The organism is Bradyrhizobium septentrionale, assembly GCF_011516645.4.
GTDB lineage: Bacteria > Pseudomonadota > Alphaproteobacteria > Rhizobiales > Xanthobacteraceae > Bradyrhizobium > Bradyrhizobium septentrionale.
Map to the genome: position 1 here is coordinate 6,809,838 of NZ_CP088285.1, position 16,372 is coordinate 6,826,209.

At 65.6% G+C, this 16,372-nt stretch carries 16 protein-coding genes; 10 read left to right on the forward strand and 6 right to left on the reverse strand.

What is annotated here, in order from left to right; genetic code table 11:
- Positions 1–76: 76 nt before the first annotated feature.
- The 3 genes from moaA to HAP48_RS33990 form a co-directional block, all read right to left on the reverse strand.
- Positions 77–1,111 carry a GTP 3',8-cyclase MoaA gene (moaA, locus tag HAP48_RS33980; RefSeq protein ID WP_166204186.1) on the reverse strand — a complete coding sequence of 345 codons (1,035 nt, stop codon included), beginning with the start codon at positions 1,109–1,111 and terminating at the stop codon, positions 77–79.
- A 274-nt stretch (positions 1,112–1,385) separates the two neighbouring features.
- Positions 1,386–1,871, reverse strand: coding sequence for a hypothetical protein (locus tag HAP48_RS33985; protein ID WP_166204187.1), 486 nt, complete (start codon positions 1,869–1,871; stop codon positions 1,386–1,388).
- Positions 1,872–2,031: 160 nt separating this feature from the next.
- On the reverse strand, positions 2,032–2,712 hold the full coding sequence (locus tag HAP48_RS33990; RefSeq protein ID WP_166204188.1) for an HAD hydrolase-like protein: 681 nt from the start codon (positions 2,710–2,712) through the stop codon (positions 2,032–2,034).
- Positions 2,713–2,851: 139 nt separating this feature from the next.
- Here HAP48_RS33990 and HAP48_RS33995 point away from each other — a divergent pair, with 139 nt between their 5' ends.
- From HAP48_RS33995 to HAP48_RS34020, 6 genes are all read left to right on the forward strand, one after another.
- Positions 2,852–3,622, forward strand: a complete 771-nt coding sequence (locus HAP48_RS33995; protein WP_234583568.1) for an SDR family NAD(P)-dependent oxidoreductase — start codon at positions 2,852–2,854, stop codon at positions 3,620–3,622.
- Positions 3,623–3,733: 111 nt separating this feature from the next.
- Positions 3,734–4,432 carry a ribose-5-phosphate isomerase RpiA gene (rpiA, locus tag HAP48_RS34000; RefSeq protein ID WP_029078542.1) on the forward strand — a complete coding sequence of 233 codons (699 nt, stop codon included), beginning with the start codon at positions 3,734–3,736 and terminating at the stop codon, positions 4,430–4,432.
- Positions 4,433–4,455: 23 nt separating this feature from the next.
- Positions 4,456–4,986 carry a DUF2059 domain-containing protein gene (locus HAP48_RS34005; protein ID WP_166204190.1) on the forward strand — a complete coding sequence of 177 codons (531 nt, stop codon included), beginning with the start codon at positions 4,456–4,458 and terminating at the stop codon, positions 4,984–4,986.
- A 152-nt stretch (positions 4,987–5,138) separates the two neighbouring features.
- Positions 5,139–6,524, forward strand: coding sequence for a glutathione-disulfide reductase (gene gor / locus HAP48_RS34010; RefSeq protein WP_166204191.1), 1,386 nt, complete (start codon positions 5,139–5,141; stop codon positions 6,522–6,524).
- 197 nt (positions 6,525–6,721) lie between these two features.
- Positions 6,722–6,910: a DUF2934 domain-containing protein gene (locus HAP48_RS34015; RefSeq protein WP_166204192.1), complete on the forward strand. Its 189-nt coding sequence runs from the start codon at positions 6,722–6,724 to the stop codon at positions 6,908–6,910.
- 495 nt (positions 6,911–7,405) lie between these two features.
- On the forward strand, positions 7,406–7,759 hold the full coding sequence (locus HAP48_RS34020) for a cupin domain-containing protein (protein WP_166204193.1): 354 nt from the start codon (positions 7,406–7,408) through the stop codon (positions 7,757–7,759).
- A 1,019-nt stretch (positions 7,760–8,778) separates the two neighbouring features.
- Here HAP48_RS34020 and HAP48_RS34025 read toward each other — a convergent pair.
- The gene (locus HAP48_RS34025) at positions 8,779–9,705 is read right to left on the reverse strand and encodes an alpha/beta hydrolase family protein (RefSeq protein WP_166204194.1); all 927 of its coding nucleotides are present in this window, start codon (positions 9,703–9,705) and stop codon (positions 8,779–8,781) included.
- Positions 9,706–9,851: 146 nt separating this feature from the next.
- Here HAP48_RS34025 and HAP48_RS34030 point away from each other — a divergent pair, with 146 nt between their 5' ends.
- The 4 genes from HAP48_RS34030 to HAP48_RS34045 all read left to right on the forward strand — a co-directional run bounded on the left by HAP48_RS34030 (position 9,852) and on the right by HAP48_RS34045 (position 14,649).
- A complete protein-coding gene (locus HAP48_RS34030; RefSeq protein ID WP_166204195.1) occupies positions 9,852–11,240 on the forward strand; it encodes a class II 3-deoxy-7-phosphoheptulonate synthase in 1,389 nt (462 codons plus the stop codon).
- 29 nt (positions 11,241–11,269) lie between these two features.
- Positions 11,270–11,623, forward strand: a complete 354-nt coding sequence (locus HAP48_RS34035; protein WP_165123196.1) for a diacylglycerol kinase — start codon at positions 11,270–11,272, stop codon at positions 11,621–11,623.
- 41 nt (positions 11,624–11,664) lie between these two features.
- Complete coding sequence (locus HAP48_RS34040; RefSeq protein ID WP_210292716.1) at positions 11,665–12,810, forward strand: NAD(P)/FAD-dependent oxidoreductase; 1,146 nt, start codon at positions 11,665–11,667, stop codon at positions 12,808–12,810.
- An 87-nt stretch (positions 12,811–12,897) separates the two neighbouring features.
- Positions 12,898–14,649, forward strand: coding sequence for an NAD+ synthase (locus HAP48_RS34045; protein WP_166204196.1), 1,752 nt, complete (start codon positions 12,898–12,900; stop codon positions 14,647–14,649).
- A 3-nt stretch (positions 14,650–14,652) separates the two neighbouring features.
- Here HAP48_RS34045 and HAP48_RS34050 read toward each other — a convergent pair whose 3' ends face one another.
- Both HAP48_RS34050 and HAP48_RS34055 read right to left on the reverse strand, forming a co-directional pair.
- Positions 14,653–15,816, reverse strand: coding sequence for a DUF2865 domain-containing protein (locus HAP48_RS34050; RefSeq protein WP_210292717.1), 1,164 nt, complete (start codon positions 15,814–15,816; stop codon positions 14,653–14,655).
- Between the two features lie 163 nt (positions 15,817–15,979).
- Entirely contained in the window at positions 15,980–16,288 is a 309-nt protein-coding gene (locus HAP48_RS34055) for a hypothetical protein (RefSeq protein WP_166204197.1), read from the reverse strand.
- Positions 16,289–16,372: the final 84 nt, after the last annotated feature.

Here is a 16,372-nt window from a genome sequence, read left to right on the forward strand (position 1 = left end):
CAAATTGACGCGCGGGCAAATCGTTGTCCCGCCTTGGCAATCAGTGGACAGGACAGGCGTCGGGGAGGGGCGGAGTCTAGCCGCCGGTCACGCTCATATGGCGGCTGACGCTCGGACGATTATGGCGACGGTCGATGATGAAATCGTGCCCCTTCGGCTTCAGGCCGATGGCGCGGTCGATCGCCGCCGACAGCAGCTCGTTGTCGTCGGAGGCGCGCAGCGGCCGGCGCAGGTCGGAGGCGTCCTCGTGGCCGAGGCAGGTGTGCAGCGTGCCGGTGCAGGTGATCCGCACCCGGTTGCAGGATTCGCAGAAATTATGGGTCATCGGCGTGATGAAGCCGAGCTTGCCGCCGGTCTCGGCGACCCGGACATAGCGGGCCGGGCCGCCGGTGTCGTCGGCGAGATCGGTCAGCGTGTAGTGCTTCTCGAGCCGGGCGCGCAGCAGCGACAGCGGCACGTACTGATCGATGCGGCCTTCGCCGATGTCGCCCATCGGCATCACCTCGATCAAGGTCAGGCCCATTGCCTTGCCGTGTGCCCATTGCATCAGCGCGGGAATCTCGTCCTCGTTCATGTTCTTCAGCGCGACCGCGTTGATCTTGACCGCGAGCCCCGCCGATCGCGCCGCCTCGATGCCCGACAGCACCTTGTCGATGTCGCCCCAGCGGGTGATGGCCCGGAATTTTACGGGGTCGAGCGTGTCGAGCGAGACGTTGACGCGGCGCACGCCGCAATCGGCCAGCTCCTGGGCGAAGCGGGCGAGCTGCGAGCCGTTGGTGGTCAGCGTCAATTCGTCGAGCGCGCCCGTCGTCAGATGGCGCGACAGCGAGCGCACCAGGCTCATCACGTTGCGGCGGACCAGCGGCTCGCCGCCGGTGAGGCGGATCTTGCGCACGCCCTTGGCGACGAACGCCGAGCAGAGCCGGTCGAGCTCTTCCAGCGTCAGGAGATCGGCCTTCGGCAGGAAGGTCATGTCCTCCGACATGCAGTAGAAGCAGCGCAGGTCGCAGCGGTCGGTGACGGAGACGCGCAGATAGCGGATCGTCCGGCCGAACGGATCGATCATCGGACGAAACAGCGAGTCAGAAAGCGCCTGCGTGGATGCGTTCATTCAACCCAAGCCTTCAACTAGGTCTTTCGACCCGTTCCCTGCGTGCCGCGCCGTGATCGGCTCTGCACCGACAATCTAAGCATGTTGGCACGTTGTCACAATGCGTCCGTAAGGATGATCCGCAACATGCAAAGCTGATTGCGCGCGATAGGTCAGCCATATCGCGTGATGCATGATCGCAATCGCCGATGTGTCTCCACAAACACCAAAAACCCGGCTTTGGGCCTGGCTCTTGTGCAGTGCAATCGTTTGCGATGTTCGACGCGCGTGCGCGCTAGCTTTTCGGAGCCGCCGCCGGCGGCGGCGCCGCAGCGGGAGCGGGGAACGCCGCGTCCGGAGCAGCAGCAGGAGCAGCTGCGGCCGGCTTCGGCTTCTTCTTTTTCGGCCGCATCGGCTTGCGTGCCGCACGCGGCGGCGGGCCGGCGGGTTGCAGCTCGGCGAACACCGGGCTCGGATCGAGCGCGGTGGTGGCCGGGCTCGTGAAGTCGCCCGGCGTGCGGGTCACCGTCACCGGCACTGTCGCCGGCTGGAACTTCGGCATGTTGAAGGTGACGGTGAAGTTCGCCTCCGGTGCCGGGATCGACACGGTGCAGGGCGTCTTGCAGCCCGGACCGAGCGAGGTCACGGCGTCCGCGCCCTGCGGGTTCGAATCCAGCTGCACCGGTATTGGCGGCGGCGCCGACTTGAACGAATCCAATGAGAAGGAGGAGCAGCCGGCCAGGCTCAGCCCGGCGGCCGCAATGACGATGATACGACGCATGATCCACACTCTACTGCGGCAATCAGCCACAATCCCCGGCCGGACCATAGGAGTGTCGGAACAGGGGCGCAACCGGGGGAGGCCTGCTCGTTAAAGGATGGTTAACAGCAAAATCGCATGGCAAAGCATTGCCAAGTTATATCAATGTGTTGCGGAAGATTTATGCCGCGCTGAGGTTGGCGACGGCGTCCGGCAGATCGCGCATATGGCTGATCAGCCGGTCGGGCTTCAGCTCGGTCATCGGTACGTCGGTATAGCCGAAATCGACGCCGATCACCGGGACCTGGGCCCGCCTGGCAACCCCGACGTCGGGGCCGGCATCGCCGACCATGATGGCGCCGGGCAGCCGGCCACCGGCACGGGCCACCGTCTCGCGCAGGAACGCCGGATCGGGCTTGGCGACACCGAACGTGTCCTGGCCGCAGATCGCGGCAAAGCGCGGCGTCAGGCCGAGCCGGTCGAGCAAAAGCTTCGACAGCCATTCCAGCTTGTTGGTGCAGACCGCGAAGCGATGGCCCTTGGCCGCGAGCCGGTCGAGCGCGGCCTCCAGCCCGTCGAACGGGCGCGAGCCGTCGGCGATGTGCTCGGCGTAATAGTCGACGAAGACCTTGGTCAAACGGTCGAGTTCGCCAACGCTGACCGCGCGTCCGTCCACCTCGAGGCCGCGTTCCAGCAACTTGCGCGCCCCGGCGCCGATCATGTTGCGGGCGGCAGCCAGCGGCACCGGCGGCAGATCCTCGCGGGCGAGCACATGGTTCAGCGCGCTGATCAGATCAGGCGCGGTGTCGACCAGCGTGCCGTCGAGATCGAACACGATGATGGGGGGAGAGGAGGCGGACATCACGCTTTTCGCTATCGGGCTGTGCGCCGCGATGCAAGAGTAGATGTGCGCGCGTCATGAAATTGGGGGGCTTGAGATGCGGGAACTCGCCGGAAAAGCCGCTTTTGTCACCGGGGCGGCCAGCGGCATAGGATTGGCGATGGCAACCGCCTTCGCCCGCGAGGGCATGAAGGTGATGCTGGCCGATGTTGAAACCGGCGCGCTGGACAAGGCGGTCGCTGCGCTGCGCGCCACCGGCGCTGACGTTCAAGGTGTGGTCTGCGACGTCGCCGATCCCGACAGCGTCCAGGGTGCAGCGCAGGCTTCATTCCTCGCCTTCGGCAACATTCACGTCCTCTGCAACAATGCCGGCGTCGCGGGCGGCGGCGGCATCGACCCGATCTCGCTCGACGATTGGCGCTGGGTGATCGACGTCAATCTGATGGGCGTCGTGCATGGCTTGAGGAGCTTCCTGCCGCATATCCGTGGCCACGGCGAGGGCGGCCATATCATCAACACGGCATCGATGGCCGGGATGAATGCCGGGCTCGGTCTCAGCCCCTATTCGGCCACCAAGTTCGCCGTCGTCAGCATGTCGGAGGGGCTCGCGGCGCAACTCAGGCCGCTCGGAATCGGCGTCAGCGTGCTGTGTCCGAGCTATGTGCGGACCCGGATCGGCGAAAGCGGGCGCAACCGCCCCGAGCAGTACGGCCCGTCCCGCCAGTTCGCTCCGGACAGCCCCGCGGCGGCGATCATCGCCGAGATCGTACGCCGCCTGGAAGCCGGTCTCGATCCGGCATCGGTTGCGGACCGCGTCGTGAGCGCGATTCACGACGACCGGTTCTATGTTTTCACACACCCCGGGATGCGGGCCGAGGTCGAAGAGCGCTTTTCGGCGATTTTGGCCGCGATGGATGCCGTTTCGGCCTGAAGACGGTCCCGGATGCCGCTATTCCTGCCCGTGAATCGAGGCTAGATATGCGCCCGCCGGGCCGCCCATTGGCGCGTCCGGGACGGCGGAAACCGGGGGGCTAGCGGCAACGTGGACATGGACGCACTGAAACGCCAGGCGGCGGCGCGCGCGCTCGAAGAGGTGCGCGACGGCATGAAGCTCGGACTCGGCACCGGGTCGACCGCCAAGCACTTCGTCGAGCTGCTCGGCGACAAGGTCCGCGCCGGCATGAAGGTGATCGGCGTGCCGACGTCGGAAGCGACCCGCGCGGACGCGATCCGTTGCGGCGTGCCGCTGACCACGCTGGACGAGATCGACCATCTCGACCTCACCATTGACGGCGCCGACGAGATCGACCCCGCGCTCAATCTGATCAAGGGCGGCGGCGGCGCGCTGTTGCGCGAGAAGATCGTGGCGGCCGCCAGTGATCGCATGATCGTGATCGCCGACGACAGCAAATGGGTCGACGTGCTCGGCCGCTTTCCGCTGCCGGTCGAGGTGATCCCGTTTGGCCTCGCCGCGACGCAGGCCGCGATGGCGCGGGCGTTCACTGATGCCGGCGTGTCCGGCCAAATGGTCATCCGCAAGGGCAAGGACGGTCACGCTTTTGTCACCGATGGCGGCCACTGGATCATCGATGCCCATCTCGGCCGGATCGGCGACCCGCCGCGTCTGGCCGGTTTGCTCAGCGTGATTCCGGGCGTGGTTGAACATGGCCTGTTCATCGGGCTTGGCAGCGTCGCCGTTCTGGCCGGCGCACAGGGAATTCGGGTTGTTGAACGGCGATGACGCCGCAAGCAAGGAGACTTGGAATGAAGCGTTTTTCGGGACTTTTGTCGGCTGTGGCCCTGTCGGCCGGCCTCGCGTTCGCGGCCGCGCCGGCGATGGCGCAGCAGCCGCCCGCTCCGCCCAGCGTCAAGCAGTCGACCCCTGCGGCGATTGGGTACGCCAAGGAAATCCTGACGATGAAGAACGTGCAGGTGATGTATGCCGGCGCCGTTCCCGGCATCATCGAGAAGACCAAGACCGGTCTGCTGCAGCAGTACCTCAACTACCAGAAGGATCTCGACGAGGTCGCGGTGATCGTCGCCAAGGCCTACGCCGGCCGCGAGAAGGAGATCGGCGACGGCATGGCGCAGATCTACGCCGCCGAGTTCACCGAGCAGGAGCTGAAGGACCTCGTGACGTTCTACAAGACGCCGCTCGGTCAGAAACTTTTGACCTCGGAGCCCAAGGCGATCAACGACTCCCTGCAATATATGCAGCAGTGGGCGCAGCAGTTCGGCGTGCAGGTCAACGCCCAGTTCAAGGCCGAGATGAAGAAGCGCGGCAAGGATATCTAGGCGCTTCTTACCTCGCCCCGCTTGCGGGGAGAGGTCGGCGCGAAGCGCCGGGGTGAGGGGGACTCTCCGCGAGTTGGAATCGTGGAAACAGCCCCTCACCCCGACCCTCTCCCCGCGAAGGGCGGGGCGAGGGAGAACTTAAGAGGGTTGCCATGGCCGAGTTTGACGTCGACCTGTTTGTCATCGGTGGCGGTTCGGGCGGGGTTCGCGCCGCGCGCATTGCCGCCAATTATGGCGCCAGGGTCATGGTCGCCGAAGAGTACCGGATGGGCGGCACCTGCGTGATCCGCGGCTGCGTGCCCAAGAAGCTGTTCGTGATCGGCAGCCACGTCCACGACGAGATCGAGGACGCGGCCGGCTTCGGCTGGCGCATCGGCCAGGTGTCGTTCGACTGGGCCACGCTCGTCGCCAACAAGGACAAGGAGATCGCCCGCCTCGAGGCCGCCTACACCACCAATGTCGAGAAATCAGGCGCCAAGATCGTCAAGACCCGTGCGGTGCTGGAGGATGCCCACACGCTACGCCTCGCCACCGGCGAGAAGGTGACCGCGAAATACATCCTGATCGCGAGCGGCGGCGCGCCCAATCACGGGCCGGCCGTACCCGGCATCGAGCACGTGATCTCCTCGAACGAGGCGTTTCACCTCAAGGAGCTGCCGAAGCGGATCGTGATCCAGGGCGGCGGCTACATCGCGCTGGAGTTCGCCGGCATCTTCAACGGCTACGGCTCCGATGTGACCGTGATCTACCGCGGCGACAATATCCTGCGCGGCTTCGACGAGGACGTGCGCAAGCATGTCCGCGCCGAGATGGAGAAGAAGGGCATCACCATCATCACCGGCTGCACGGTGACCAAGGTCGACAAGCACGGCCGTGATTTCACCACGCATTTGTCTGGTGGATCGAGCATCGGCTCCGACCAGGTGATGTTCGCGATCGGCCGCCATCCCAATGTCAGCGGTCTCGGGCTTGAAGCCGCCGGCGTCGCCATCAATCCCGCCAATGGCGGCATCCAGGTCGATGCCTGGTCGAAGACCTCGGTCGACAACATCTACGCGGTCGGCGACGTCACCCACCGCACCAATCTGACCCCGGTCGCGATCCGCGAGGGCCATGCCTTCGCCGACACCGTGTTCGGCAAGCGGCAGGTCGCGGTCGACCACGCCACGATCCCGACCGCGGTGTTCTCGCAGCCCGAGGTCGGCACCGTCGGCCTCACCGAAGAAGAGGCGCGGGCGCAGTTTTCCCACGTCGACATCTACAAGACCGATTTCCGCCCGATCAAGGCGACGATGTCCGGCCGCGACACCCGCGTGCTGATGAAGCTCGTGGTCGACGGTGTGAGCGACCGCGTGCTCGGCTGCCACATCGTCGGCGACTGCGCCGCCGAGATCACCCAGGCGGTCGCGATCGCCGTAAAGATGAAGGCGACCAAGGCCGATTTCGACGCCACCGTCGCGCTGCATCCGACCGCCTCCGAAGAGCTGGTGACGATGCGGACGCCAACCGCGCGCCACGTGCGGCAGGCGGCGGAGTAGGTGGCTACCCGCACGCCGCCGGCGCGTGGTGGGTAATCGCGCGACCCGCCGGGCGGCACCTCACAATCTGATTGCTCCCGGCCGCGCCGCGTCGCAGACTATGGCGGCGCACCATATCGCGTGCGTTTTGGAACATTGCGCCGGACTGGAAGTTCCCCTTTCAAACGATTTGATATTCGCGATCAAGGGAGCCGCTCATGACAGGTCCCACCGAGCAGGAGATCAGGACCCGAGCCTACGAGTTGTGGAAGGACGCCGGCGAACCGCACGGCAACATGGATCAGCTCTGGTACAAGGCGGAAAAGGAATTGCTCGCGCGCAAGGTCGCCAACGGCGAGACGCCCTGTGGAATGAACGGGCATCACAAGCCAACGTCAGTCCAGTAGAGAGCCGGGTCGAACTTGATGCAATCAACGGCATGCGATCGCCGCGTCCACTGGGCGCGGCGATCGCATCTCGCTTCCCGGCGATACGGTTCGAGATCACCTCGAAGCCGGCGAGGCAACGCACTTCGGTAGGAACGTCTCTCTGCCGCGGACATTGACATCGGTGTCCCAAACGACGGAGGAAGCCCATGATCCGACCGATTGCCGTTGCTCTTTCAGTTCTCATCGCCTCGACGTCCCTTGCCTTCGCGCAAGCAAGCTCGAGCTCCAGCGGCAGCGCAAGCTCCAGCGGCAGTGCGAGTTCGAGCAAGAGTTCGAGCGGTTCCGGCAGCGCCCAGGGCTCAGCCTCGACGACGGGACAAGGGCAGCCACAGAAACCGCCGAGCGCAACAGACAAGTAATCAAGGAGGCCGCAGGAGTAAGCGGCCTCTTTCATTTGTCGCCTTCAGGCTGCCATGTGTCGCCCTCAGTCTTATCCGAGGCCCGGAGGCATCCATGAGCAACGCGATCGATCTTGCCGAGAAGCTGTCGACCTTCTCCGACCACTGGTCGCCGCGCACCGTCGCGCAATTCAACGCCTGCGACGTGATGGTGGTGAAGGTCGAGGGCGAGTTCGTCTGGCACAAGCACGACGACACCGACGACTTCTTCCTCGTGCTGAAAGGCATCCTCGACATCGAGCTGCGCGACCGCACCGTGACGCTGAGAGAGGGCCAGATGTACATCGTGCCGAAGGGCGTCGAGCATCGGCCCGTCGCACGGGAGGAGGTGCATCTGCTGCTGATCGAGCCGACGGGGACGCCGAACACCGGCAACGCCGAGACGGCTGCGCCGCGGAAGGTGGTGTGAGGCCTTCAGTTCACCGCGACGAAAAAAGGGCTCCAGCACTTGACCGGGACGGACAGCGCTGGAGCCGCCAAGTAAGCGCCCATGTTCGATCCGCCGAGTGACGACAGCTACGTAGCGAGGTGAGTGCGGGTTTCAGCGTTGAGAGAACTTGTTCGGGCGTCGCTCTGCGCCAAAGCGCGAAATTCATAAGTCCAATCAAAGCGATCACCCGTGTCCAGTCGGTCAGCGGAAAATATTCCGCTTGTCGTTTGACCCAACTCAGATGTTCAATCCACCCGTCTCACCCGATTGAGGGGCGCGTCGCGGTCGTCACGAGTGTTGCGGTGGGATGCGGTGGACGCCGAGCATGCGAGAGACGAAATGCATGTCAGGCGGACGGCGAAATCGTGTGGTCCTGACGCCCTAGCGGCAGGTGTCCTCTCGCAAAAGCGCGAAAGCGCTTTGTGAAGGCGGTGACAAGCAAGCCCAGTCTCACCGGGGAGAGCACGTATAAGCCGTAACCCATCGCGCAGGGAAAGCCGGAGGTTTCGGTTACACCTGTGGCCCTACCTCCCGTGCTTTTTGTTGCACGGGACCCATGGGTGCAATCGGCACCCGGCTTTCCCTGCGCCCTCTGATCGAGAGAGGGCGGACCGAAGAGCAAAGCTCGGACGATTCATGTCGCGAGAATGCGGATGCGCGCGCAAATCTATCCCCGTCATCCTGAGGTGCGAGCCTCTTCGGCGAGCCTCGAAGGATCGACGGCCGCCGGCCGGGGCCGTGCATCCTTCGAGGCTCGCAAGAGCTCGCACCTCAGGATGACGGGATCGATAGTGGTGCCAAGCCGTCATGCGAGCGAAGCAATGACGTTGCGGACGACCGCGCGAGCACCATCCTCATCGTCGTCCTGGCGAAAGCCAGGACCCATTACCCCAAATGTTCGTTGCTGCGCGACGCTGGGGCCGCGAGCCCGTTCACAATCCGAAGCGGTGGTTATGGCTCCTCGCTTTCGCCAGGACGACGGCGGTGAAAATTTGCGTTCACCCCTCCGCCTCGAGCCATTCCGCGGCGCCGCGCCACAGTGCGTCGCGGTGTTCGCTGCGGAAGAAGCCGAAATGGCCGATCGTCTCCGCGCCGGCATCCGCAGGGCCGATCGAGATGATCTCCGGCGTGGTCGAGGTGAAGGCGGAGCACAGCAACTCGACCGCCGGACGTGTTGCCCAGGTGTCGTCGGTCATGCTGATGGCGCGGAGCTTGCCCTTGAAGTTTGGAAAATTCTCGCGCGCGGCCAACGTCGTGTCGTCGAGCAGATAGCGCTCGCGCATCACCCAGCGCGTCCATTGCTCGAACACGCCCCGCGGCAGGTCCATGCCAAGGCCGGCCCAGGCGGGCAGGTAGCCGAGCGTGCGCGTCAGCGGCAGGCCGATGCCGTTCATGAAGGCTATGACGCGATAGCGCTCGGGGGAGGCCATCAGCTTCCAGGTGGCGGCTTGCGAGGCGACCAGCAGCGCGCGCGGGATTTCGGCATTGTTCGGCAAGAGGCCGAGCGCCTGGCCGCCGAAGGAATGGCCGACATAGGCGAAGGGCAGGCCGCGGTAGCGCTCGCGCATCCAGCTCACGGCGGCGGTGGCATCGAGCGCGGCCCAGTCCGCCATCGTGGCCTTGAAGCCGGCGAGCGACTTCGGCTTGTTGGCGCCGGTCGCCGCCATCGGCCTGCTATCGCCGGTGCCGCGGTAGTCGTAGGTCAGCACCGCCGCGCCGCGGCGGGCGAGATAGCCGGCAAAGCCGCGATAGATTTTTCTGGACACGGCGGTCGCCGAATTGATCAGCACGGCATGGCGCTTGGCGCCGCGCGGCAGGAACAGCGTCGCGGCGAGCGGATAGCCGTCCGCGGCCGGCACGACGATGTCGTCGCTAAAAACGTCGTCCAGCGTGGCGGAGGCCACGGCGATTTCCCTGACATTCATGGTATGGTCCAGCAAAGGCGAATCCGCATTTTCCTGCAAGAGTTTGACGGGATTGCAGGAATCCTTCTAGCGGGGAGGCGGGCGGCTGTGTATAAGCCGGGCTTTCCCGTCGATTAAGTCGCGGTTTTTGCTCAGGAGTTGACCTCATGTCCGAGCGGTGGACACCCGATAGCTGGCGCGCCAAGAAGGTGCTGCAGGTGCCCGATTATCCCGATGCCAAGGCATTGGCCGATGTCGAGGCCCAGCTTGCGACCTTTCCGCCGCTGGTGTTCGCCGGCGAGGCGCGCAGCCTGAAGAAGGCGCTGGGGCGGGTCGCTGCCGGCGAGGCCTTTCTGTTGCAGGGCGGCGACTGCGCCGAGAGTTTTGCCGAACACGGCGCCAACAACATCCGCGACTTCTTCCGCGTCCTGCTGCAGATGGCGGTCGTGCTGACCTATGCCGGCGCGCTGCCGGTGGTGAAGGTCGGCCGCATCGCCGGTCAGTTTGCAAAACCGCGCTCGTCGCCGACCGAGAAGCAGGGCGACGTCGAGCTGCCGAGCTATCGCGGCGACATCGTCAACGACATCGCCTTCACGCCGGAAGCGCGCATCCCCGATCCGCAGCGCCAGCTGATGGCCTACCGGCAGTCGGCCGCGACGCTGAACCTGCTGCGCGCCTTCGCGACCGGCGGCTTCGCCAATCTCGGCAGCGTGCATCAATGGATGCTCGGCTTCCTGAAGGATTCGCCGCAGTCCCGCCGCTACAAGGAGCTGGCCGATCGCATCTCGGATGCGCTGAACTTCATGCGCGCCTGCGGCCTCGATCTCGAGAGCCATCCCGAGCTGCGCGCCACCGATTTCTACACCAGCCACGAGGCGCTGCTGCTCGGTTACGAGCAGGCGATGACGCGGGTCGATTCCACCACCGGCGACTGGTACGCGACCTCCGGCCACATGATCTGGATCGGCGACCGCACCCGGCAGCTCGATCACGGCCATGTCGAATATTTCCGCGGCATCAGGAACCCGATCGGCCTGAAATGCGGCCCGTCGCTGAAGCCGGACGAGCTGTTGAAGCTGATCGACATCCTCAACCCCGACAACGAGCCGGGACGGCTGACGCTGATCAACCGCTTCGGCGCCGACAAGGTCGGCGAACATCTGCCCGGCCTGATCCGCGCCGTGCAGCGGGAAGGGCGCGTCGTGGTCTGGTCGTGCGATCCGATGCACGGCAACACCATCACCTCGACCTCGGGCTACAAGACCCGGCCGTTCGACCGCGTGCTGTCGGAGGTGAAGTCGTTCTTCCAGGCCCATGCCGCTGAAGGCACCCATGCCGGCGGCGTGCATCTGGAGATGACCGGGCAGGACGTCACCGAATGCATCGGCGGCGCGCGCGCCATCACCGATGAGGATCTCAACGACCGCTACCACACGGTCTGCGATCCCCGTCTCAACGCCGAACAGTCGATCGACATGGCCTTCCTGATCGCCGAACTGCTGAAGCAGGAGCGCGCCGGCAAGGTCAAACCGATGCCGGCCGCTGCGGGGTTGTGATTTGGGGCAGGTGACTTGGGGACAGTGACTTGCTGAGGTTCTGGCGGGCCACCATCAACTCGCGCAACGGGCTGGCATTCGCCATTCGCTCGGAGCAGGCGATTCGCGAGGAGGTGGTGGCGCTCGTGCTGTCGCTGCCGCTGGCCTGGCTGGTCGGCGCCACCGTGATGCGCCGGGTCGAACTGGTCGCGACCGTGGTGCTGGTGCTCGTGATCGAGCTGCTCAACACCGCGATCGAGAAGCTCTCCGACCGCCTGACCATGGATCACGATCCGCAGATCGGTCGGGTCAAGGACATGGGCTCGGCTGCGGTCGGCGTTGCGCTCGTGATGGCCGGGGTGTTCTGGCTGTTCGCGCTCGCCGAGCGCATGGGGGCGTTCTGAGCCTGACCATGATCCGGAATAGCAAGGCGTAGGAGGTCATCGTGAGCGCCAACAAGGCGATCAAGCTTGCGGTGATCGGACGCGGTCTGATCGGATCGGCGGCCGCGCGGCATCTGGCCAAGATGGGCCACGACGTTGCACTGATCGGGCCCAATGAGCCGGCGAATTTTTCGCAGCACAGCGGCGTGTTCGGCAGCCACTATGACGAGGGCCGCATCACGCGGACCTACGATCCCGGCGCGTTCTGGCGGCAGGCGAACCGCGCCGCGATTTCGCGCTACGGCGAGATCTCGGCGGAAAGCGGCGTTGAATTCTACCGCGAAGCCGGTGCGCTTCACGTCGGCAACAGCGAAACCACCGATGTCGCATCGGTCGGCACGGTCTGCGCCGAGGACGGGATTCTTTACGAAGAATATCGTGATGCGGCGCTCGCCGAGCGATTTCCGTTCCTGAGATCAACCGCGGGCATGCAGGGCTATTTCGAGCCGCGCAACGCCGGCTACATCTCGCCGCGCCGCCTGGTCCGCGCACAGACGATCGCGGCGGAGCGTGCAGGCGCACGGATCATCGACGAAGCTGTGCTGGGGATTTCGGAGAACGGCTCCGGCGTGACGATCCGGACGCGATCGGGCAGTGTGGAAGCCGAGCGCGTTCTCGTCGCGGCAGGCGGGCATACCCAGTCGCTGCTCGGCCGCTCCCTGGGCTTCACCGTCTATGCGCGCACCGCGGCGCTGTTTCGGCTCGGCGCGGCGGAGGTTGAGCGCCTCGCCAAAATGCCGTCGATGCGCTGTCTGGGGCCCAAGGGCGACAATCCCTATATCCTGCCGCCCATCCTCTATCCGGACGGCCAGACCTGGCTGAAGCTCGGCGGTGATCCGGTCGATCTTCCGCTTCAAAGCGAGGCCGACATCAAGGACTGGTTCCGATCGGGCGGATCGGTTGCCGTTGCTGATCACCTGGAAGGGCAGATCCTCGACCGCATCCGCGACCTCAGATTCGAGGAGCGCCGCGTCGTGCCCTGCATGACCACGTTTGGCGACACGGGCCTGCCCTGCATCGGACCACTTTCGGAACGGGTGACGGTCGCATTCTGCTGCTACGGCAAGAGCGCGAAATGTTCGGACGAATTGGGCCGGTTGGGCGGCATGGCGCTGCTCGGCGAGGTCAGAGCCGAGCTTGCGCCCTGATTGGCCCCCGACATGGTGCGATTTCTGCAATCGCACCATGACCGGACGACCATTGAAGTTTGCCCTTGTGCGGGACAACATAAGACTATGAGCGAACAACAGATCAAGATCACCCTGGCGCAACTCAATCCGACGGTCGGTGACGTCACCGGCAACGCCACGAAGGCGCGCGCCGCGCGCGAGAAGGCGAAAGCCGACGGCGCCGACCTTGTGGTGCTGTCGGAGCTGTTCGTCGCCGGCTATCCGCCGGAGGATCTGGTGCTCAAGCCGGCGTTCCAGTCGGCCTGCCGCGCCGCGATCGAGGAACTGGCGCGCGAGACCAAAGATGGCGGCCCGGCCATGCTGATCGGCACGCCCTGGGTCGAGGACGGCAAGCTCTACAATGCCTGCGCGCTGCTCGACGAGGGCCGCATCGCCGCGCTGCGCTACAAGGCCAATCTGCCTAACTATGGCGTGTTCGACGAGAAGCGGCTGTTCGCGCGCGGCCCGGCATCGGGCCCGGTGACGGTGCGCGGCGTGCGCATCGGCGTGCCGATCTGTGAGGACATCTGGCTCGAGGAGTCGGAGGAATACGAGAACGTCGTCGAGTGCCTCGCCGAAACCGGCGCCGAGATCCTGATCGTGCCGAACGGCTCGCCCTATGCGCGCGACAAGACTGATCTGCGGCTCTCGATCGTGGTGGCGCGCGTCACCGAGAGCGGGCTGCCGCTGATCTATCTCAACGAGATGGGCGGCCAGGACGAATTGATCTTCGACGGCGCCTCGTTCGCGCTGAATGCCGATCTCTCCGTGGCGGCACAGCTGCCGGCGTTCGAGGAGAACATCACGACGCTCGTCTGGCGCAAGACAGCGGACGGCTGGCGCTGCAACGGGCCGATTACGCCGCAGCCCGAGGGCGACAAGGCGGATTATGCGGCCTGTGTGCTCGGGCTGCGCGACTATGTCCGCAAGAACGGCTTCCCCGGCGTGCTGCTCGGCGTCTCCGGCGGCATCGATTCGGCGCTGTGCGCGGCGATCGCGGTCGATGCGCTCGGCGCCGACAAGGTGCGCGGCGTGATGCTGCCGTTCCGCTACACCGCGCAGGTGTCGCTCGACGATGCCGCCAAGCTCGCGACCGCGCTCGGAATCCGCTACGAGGTGCTGCCGATCGCCGACGCCGTGAACGGGTTCGAGGCGATTCTCGCGCCGGTGTTCAAGGGGCTGGAGCGCGACATCACCGAGGAGAATCTGCAGGCGCGCGCCCGCGGCACGCTGTTGATGGCGATCTCCAACAAGACCGGCGCCATGGTGGTGACGACAGGCAACAAGTCGGAAATGTCGGTCGGCTACGCCACGCTCTACGGCGACATGAACGGCGGCTTCAACCCGATCAAAGACATCTACAAGACCGAGGTGTTCCGCCTGTCGAGCCTGCGCAATGCCTGGAAGCCGGACGGCGCACTGGGACCGTCGGGCGAGGTGATTCCGGTCAACATCATCATCCGGCCGCCGACCGCGGAATTGCGCGAGAACCAGACCGACCAGGACTCGCTGCCGCCCTACGACGTGCTGGATGCGATCCTCGAGCGGCTGGTGGAGCGCGAGGAGCCGCTCGCGACCATCATCGCCGCCGGCTTCGACCGCGACGTGGTGACCCGCATCGATCGCCTGCTCAACATCGCCGAATACAAGCGGCGGCAGGCAGCACCGGGCGTGAAGGTGACGCGCAAGAATTTCGGCCGCGACCGCCGCTATCCCATCACCAACCGCTTCCGCGATTTCGGCCAGTCCTTGCCGCAGCCCGACGACAAGCTGGTGACCCGCACCTCGCGCGCGTCGGCCGAAGCGTTCGAGGGGTGAGCGTTACTGCTTCTTCTGCGGAATGAAGGTCGGTCCGACGGTGCGGATCTGGCCGTCGCTCGCGGGCGCGGCCGGCGCCGTGGCTTCAGCGGCGGCGGGTTGCTGCGGCGCTGCCGCTGCCGGCGTACCCTTCTTGCCGGCGGCGGCCTTGGTCTGAGCCCGCTGCTGCATCTTCCGCGCGCTCTCCTCGGTGACGATGATGTCGCCCTGCTGCTCGGCGGACGCCTTGTCGTCGACGGCCTTCAGCGCCTCCGCCCAGCTCTGGCCGGCCGGCTTGCAGGAGCAGGACGGGTTGAACTCCGTGCGGTACTTGAAGGCGTTCGGCAACGCCGAGTAGGACTGGCCGTTGATCGAGACCGCCTGGTTGATGTCCTCGCCGGGATTCCGGTAGGTGAACAGGCTGGCCTCTGCGGCCGGGCACTGCGCCTTGCAGATTTGCTCGTCGGCGGCGAAGCGGGCCTGCGAGGTTGCGAACGAGATCGGGAAATAGGCGCCGTCGCAGGTGCGGACGCAGACGGTGCGGAAGGTGCCGGACTGCGCGCCATATTGCGCGTCGGGCGGGGGCAGCGGATTGGGATTGTTTTGGCCGCCGCCGAACAGGTTCTCGATGAAATTGCCGGGGCCGCGCGCCGCCGCGGCATATTGCGGGCCGCAATTGTTCTGCGCGAGCGCGGTCAAGACCGAGCGGCGCTGGTTCTCGCGGTCGGCGCCGCCGAGTCCGCCGGAGCGCAGCCGCTCCAGATTCGAGGTGATCTGGTCGAGATTGGCGCGCATCTGCTGGATCTGGGTGTTGACCGGACCGCACTGCGCCGAGTTGTTATTGAAAAGCGAAAAGAACCCGGAACTGTCGCAGCCCATGCGCCGGGCCTGCGCCGTCACCCGATCGAGCTCGCCCTGCTGCCTTGTGGCCGCATCCTGATAGCGGCGGATCTGCTCGTCCTTGGCCGGGTCACCGGTGCCGCCGCCACGATCGATCGCCGCCAGCTGGCCTTCGAGCCGTCCGCACATCGGATTGGCTTGCGGATTGGCCTGTGCACCCTGCGGCACCGGGCCGGGCGGGCCCGGGGGCACCTGCGCGAATGCGCCCGTGGCTGATAGGGCGATGCCGGCCAGCACGGCGCCGGTCAGAAGCCAGCGGGAGAAGCGAGAACAGGGGCTATTGGGCATATCCGGCCATTAAAACGACGCCGCGCGGCGATCAACGCCAAAGCGCGCGGCCAAGGTCACCTGCGAAGGTCGCCTGCAATAGCCGTTTCTCGGGGCAGCGTCACGTCGTTTCCGGGGCGCCGGTGTGGCAATAACCCCGCTTGACCAGCGGCTTGCCGCGGCCTCAGCGCTGACAGGTGATGGCGACGTATTCGCCGCAGACATTGCCCGAGCATTTCTCGTTCGCGGCGTGCGGAACCGCGCCGGTGATCTCGTCCGGATCGACGCGGCGGAAATTGGTGGCCTGCGCAAAATCGCGTGACCGGCAGTAGGCGCGGGCGGCAGATGCGCCGCAGCGGTCGCCGTGCGCCAGGCATTGGTCGATGCCGTAGCCGTCGGCCTGGTTGGCGATGATGAAGACGCGGCTGTCGGCCAATGCGGCCGAGGAGACAAGGACGAACGTGCAGGCAATCAATGCTGAAATGGGCCGCATGGCGCACCAATGAAAATGGCGGGGAATCCGCTGGCCCTTCCGATACGCCCAAATGCTTAATAATGATTAACCATGAGGGCGTTG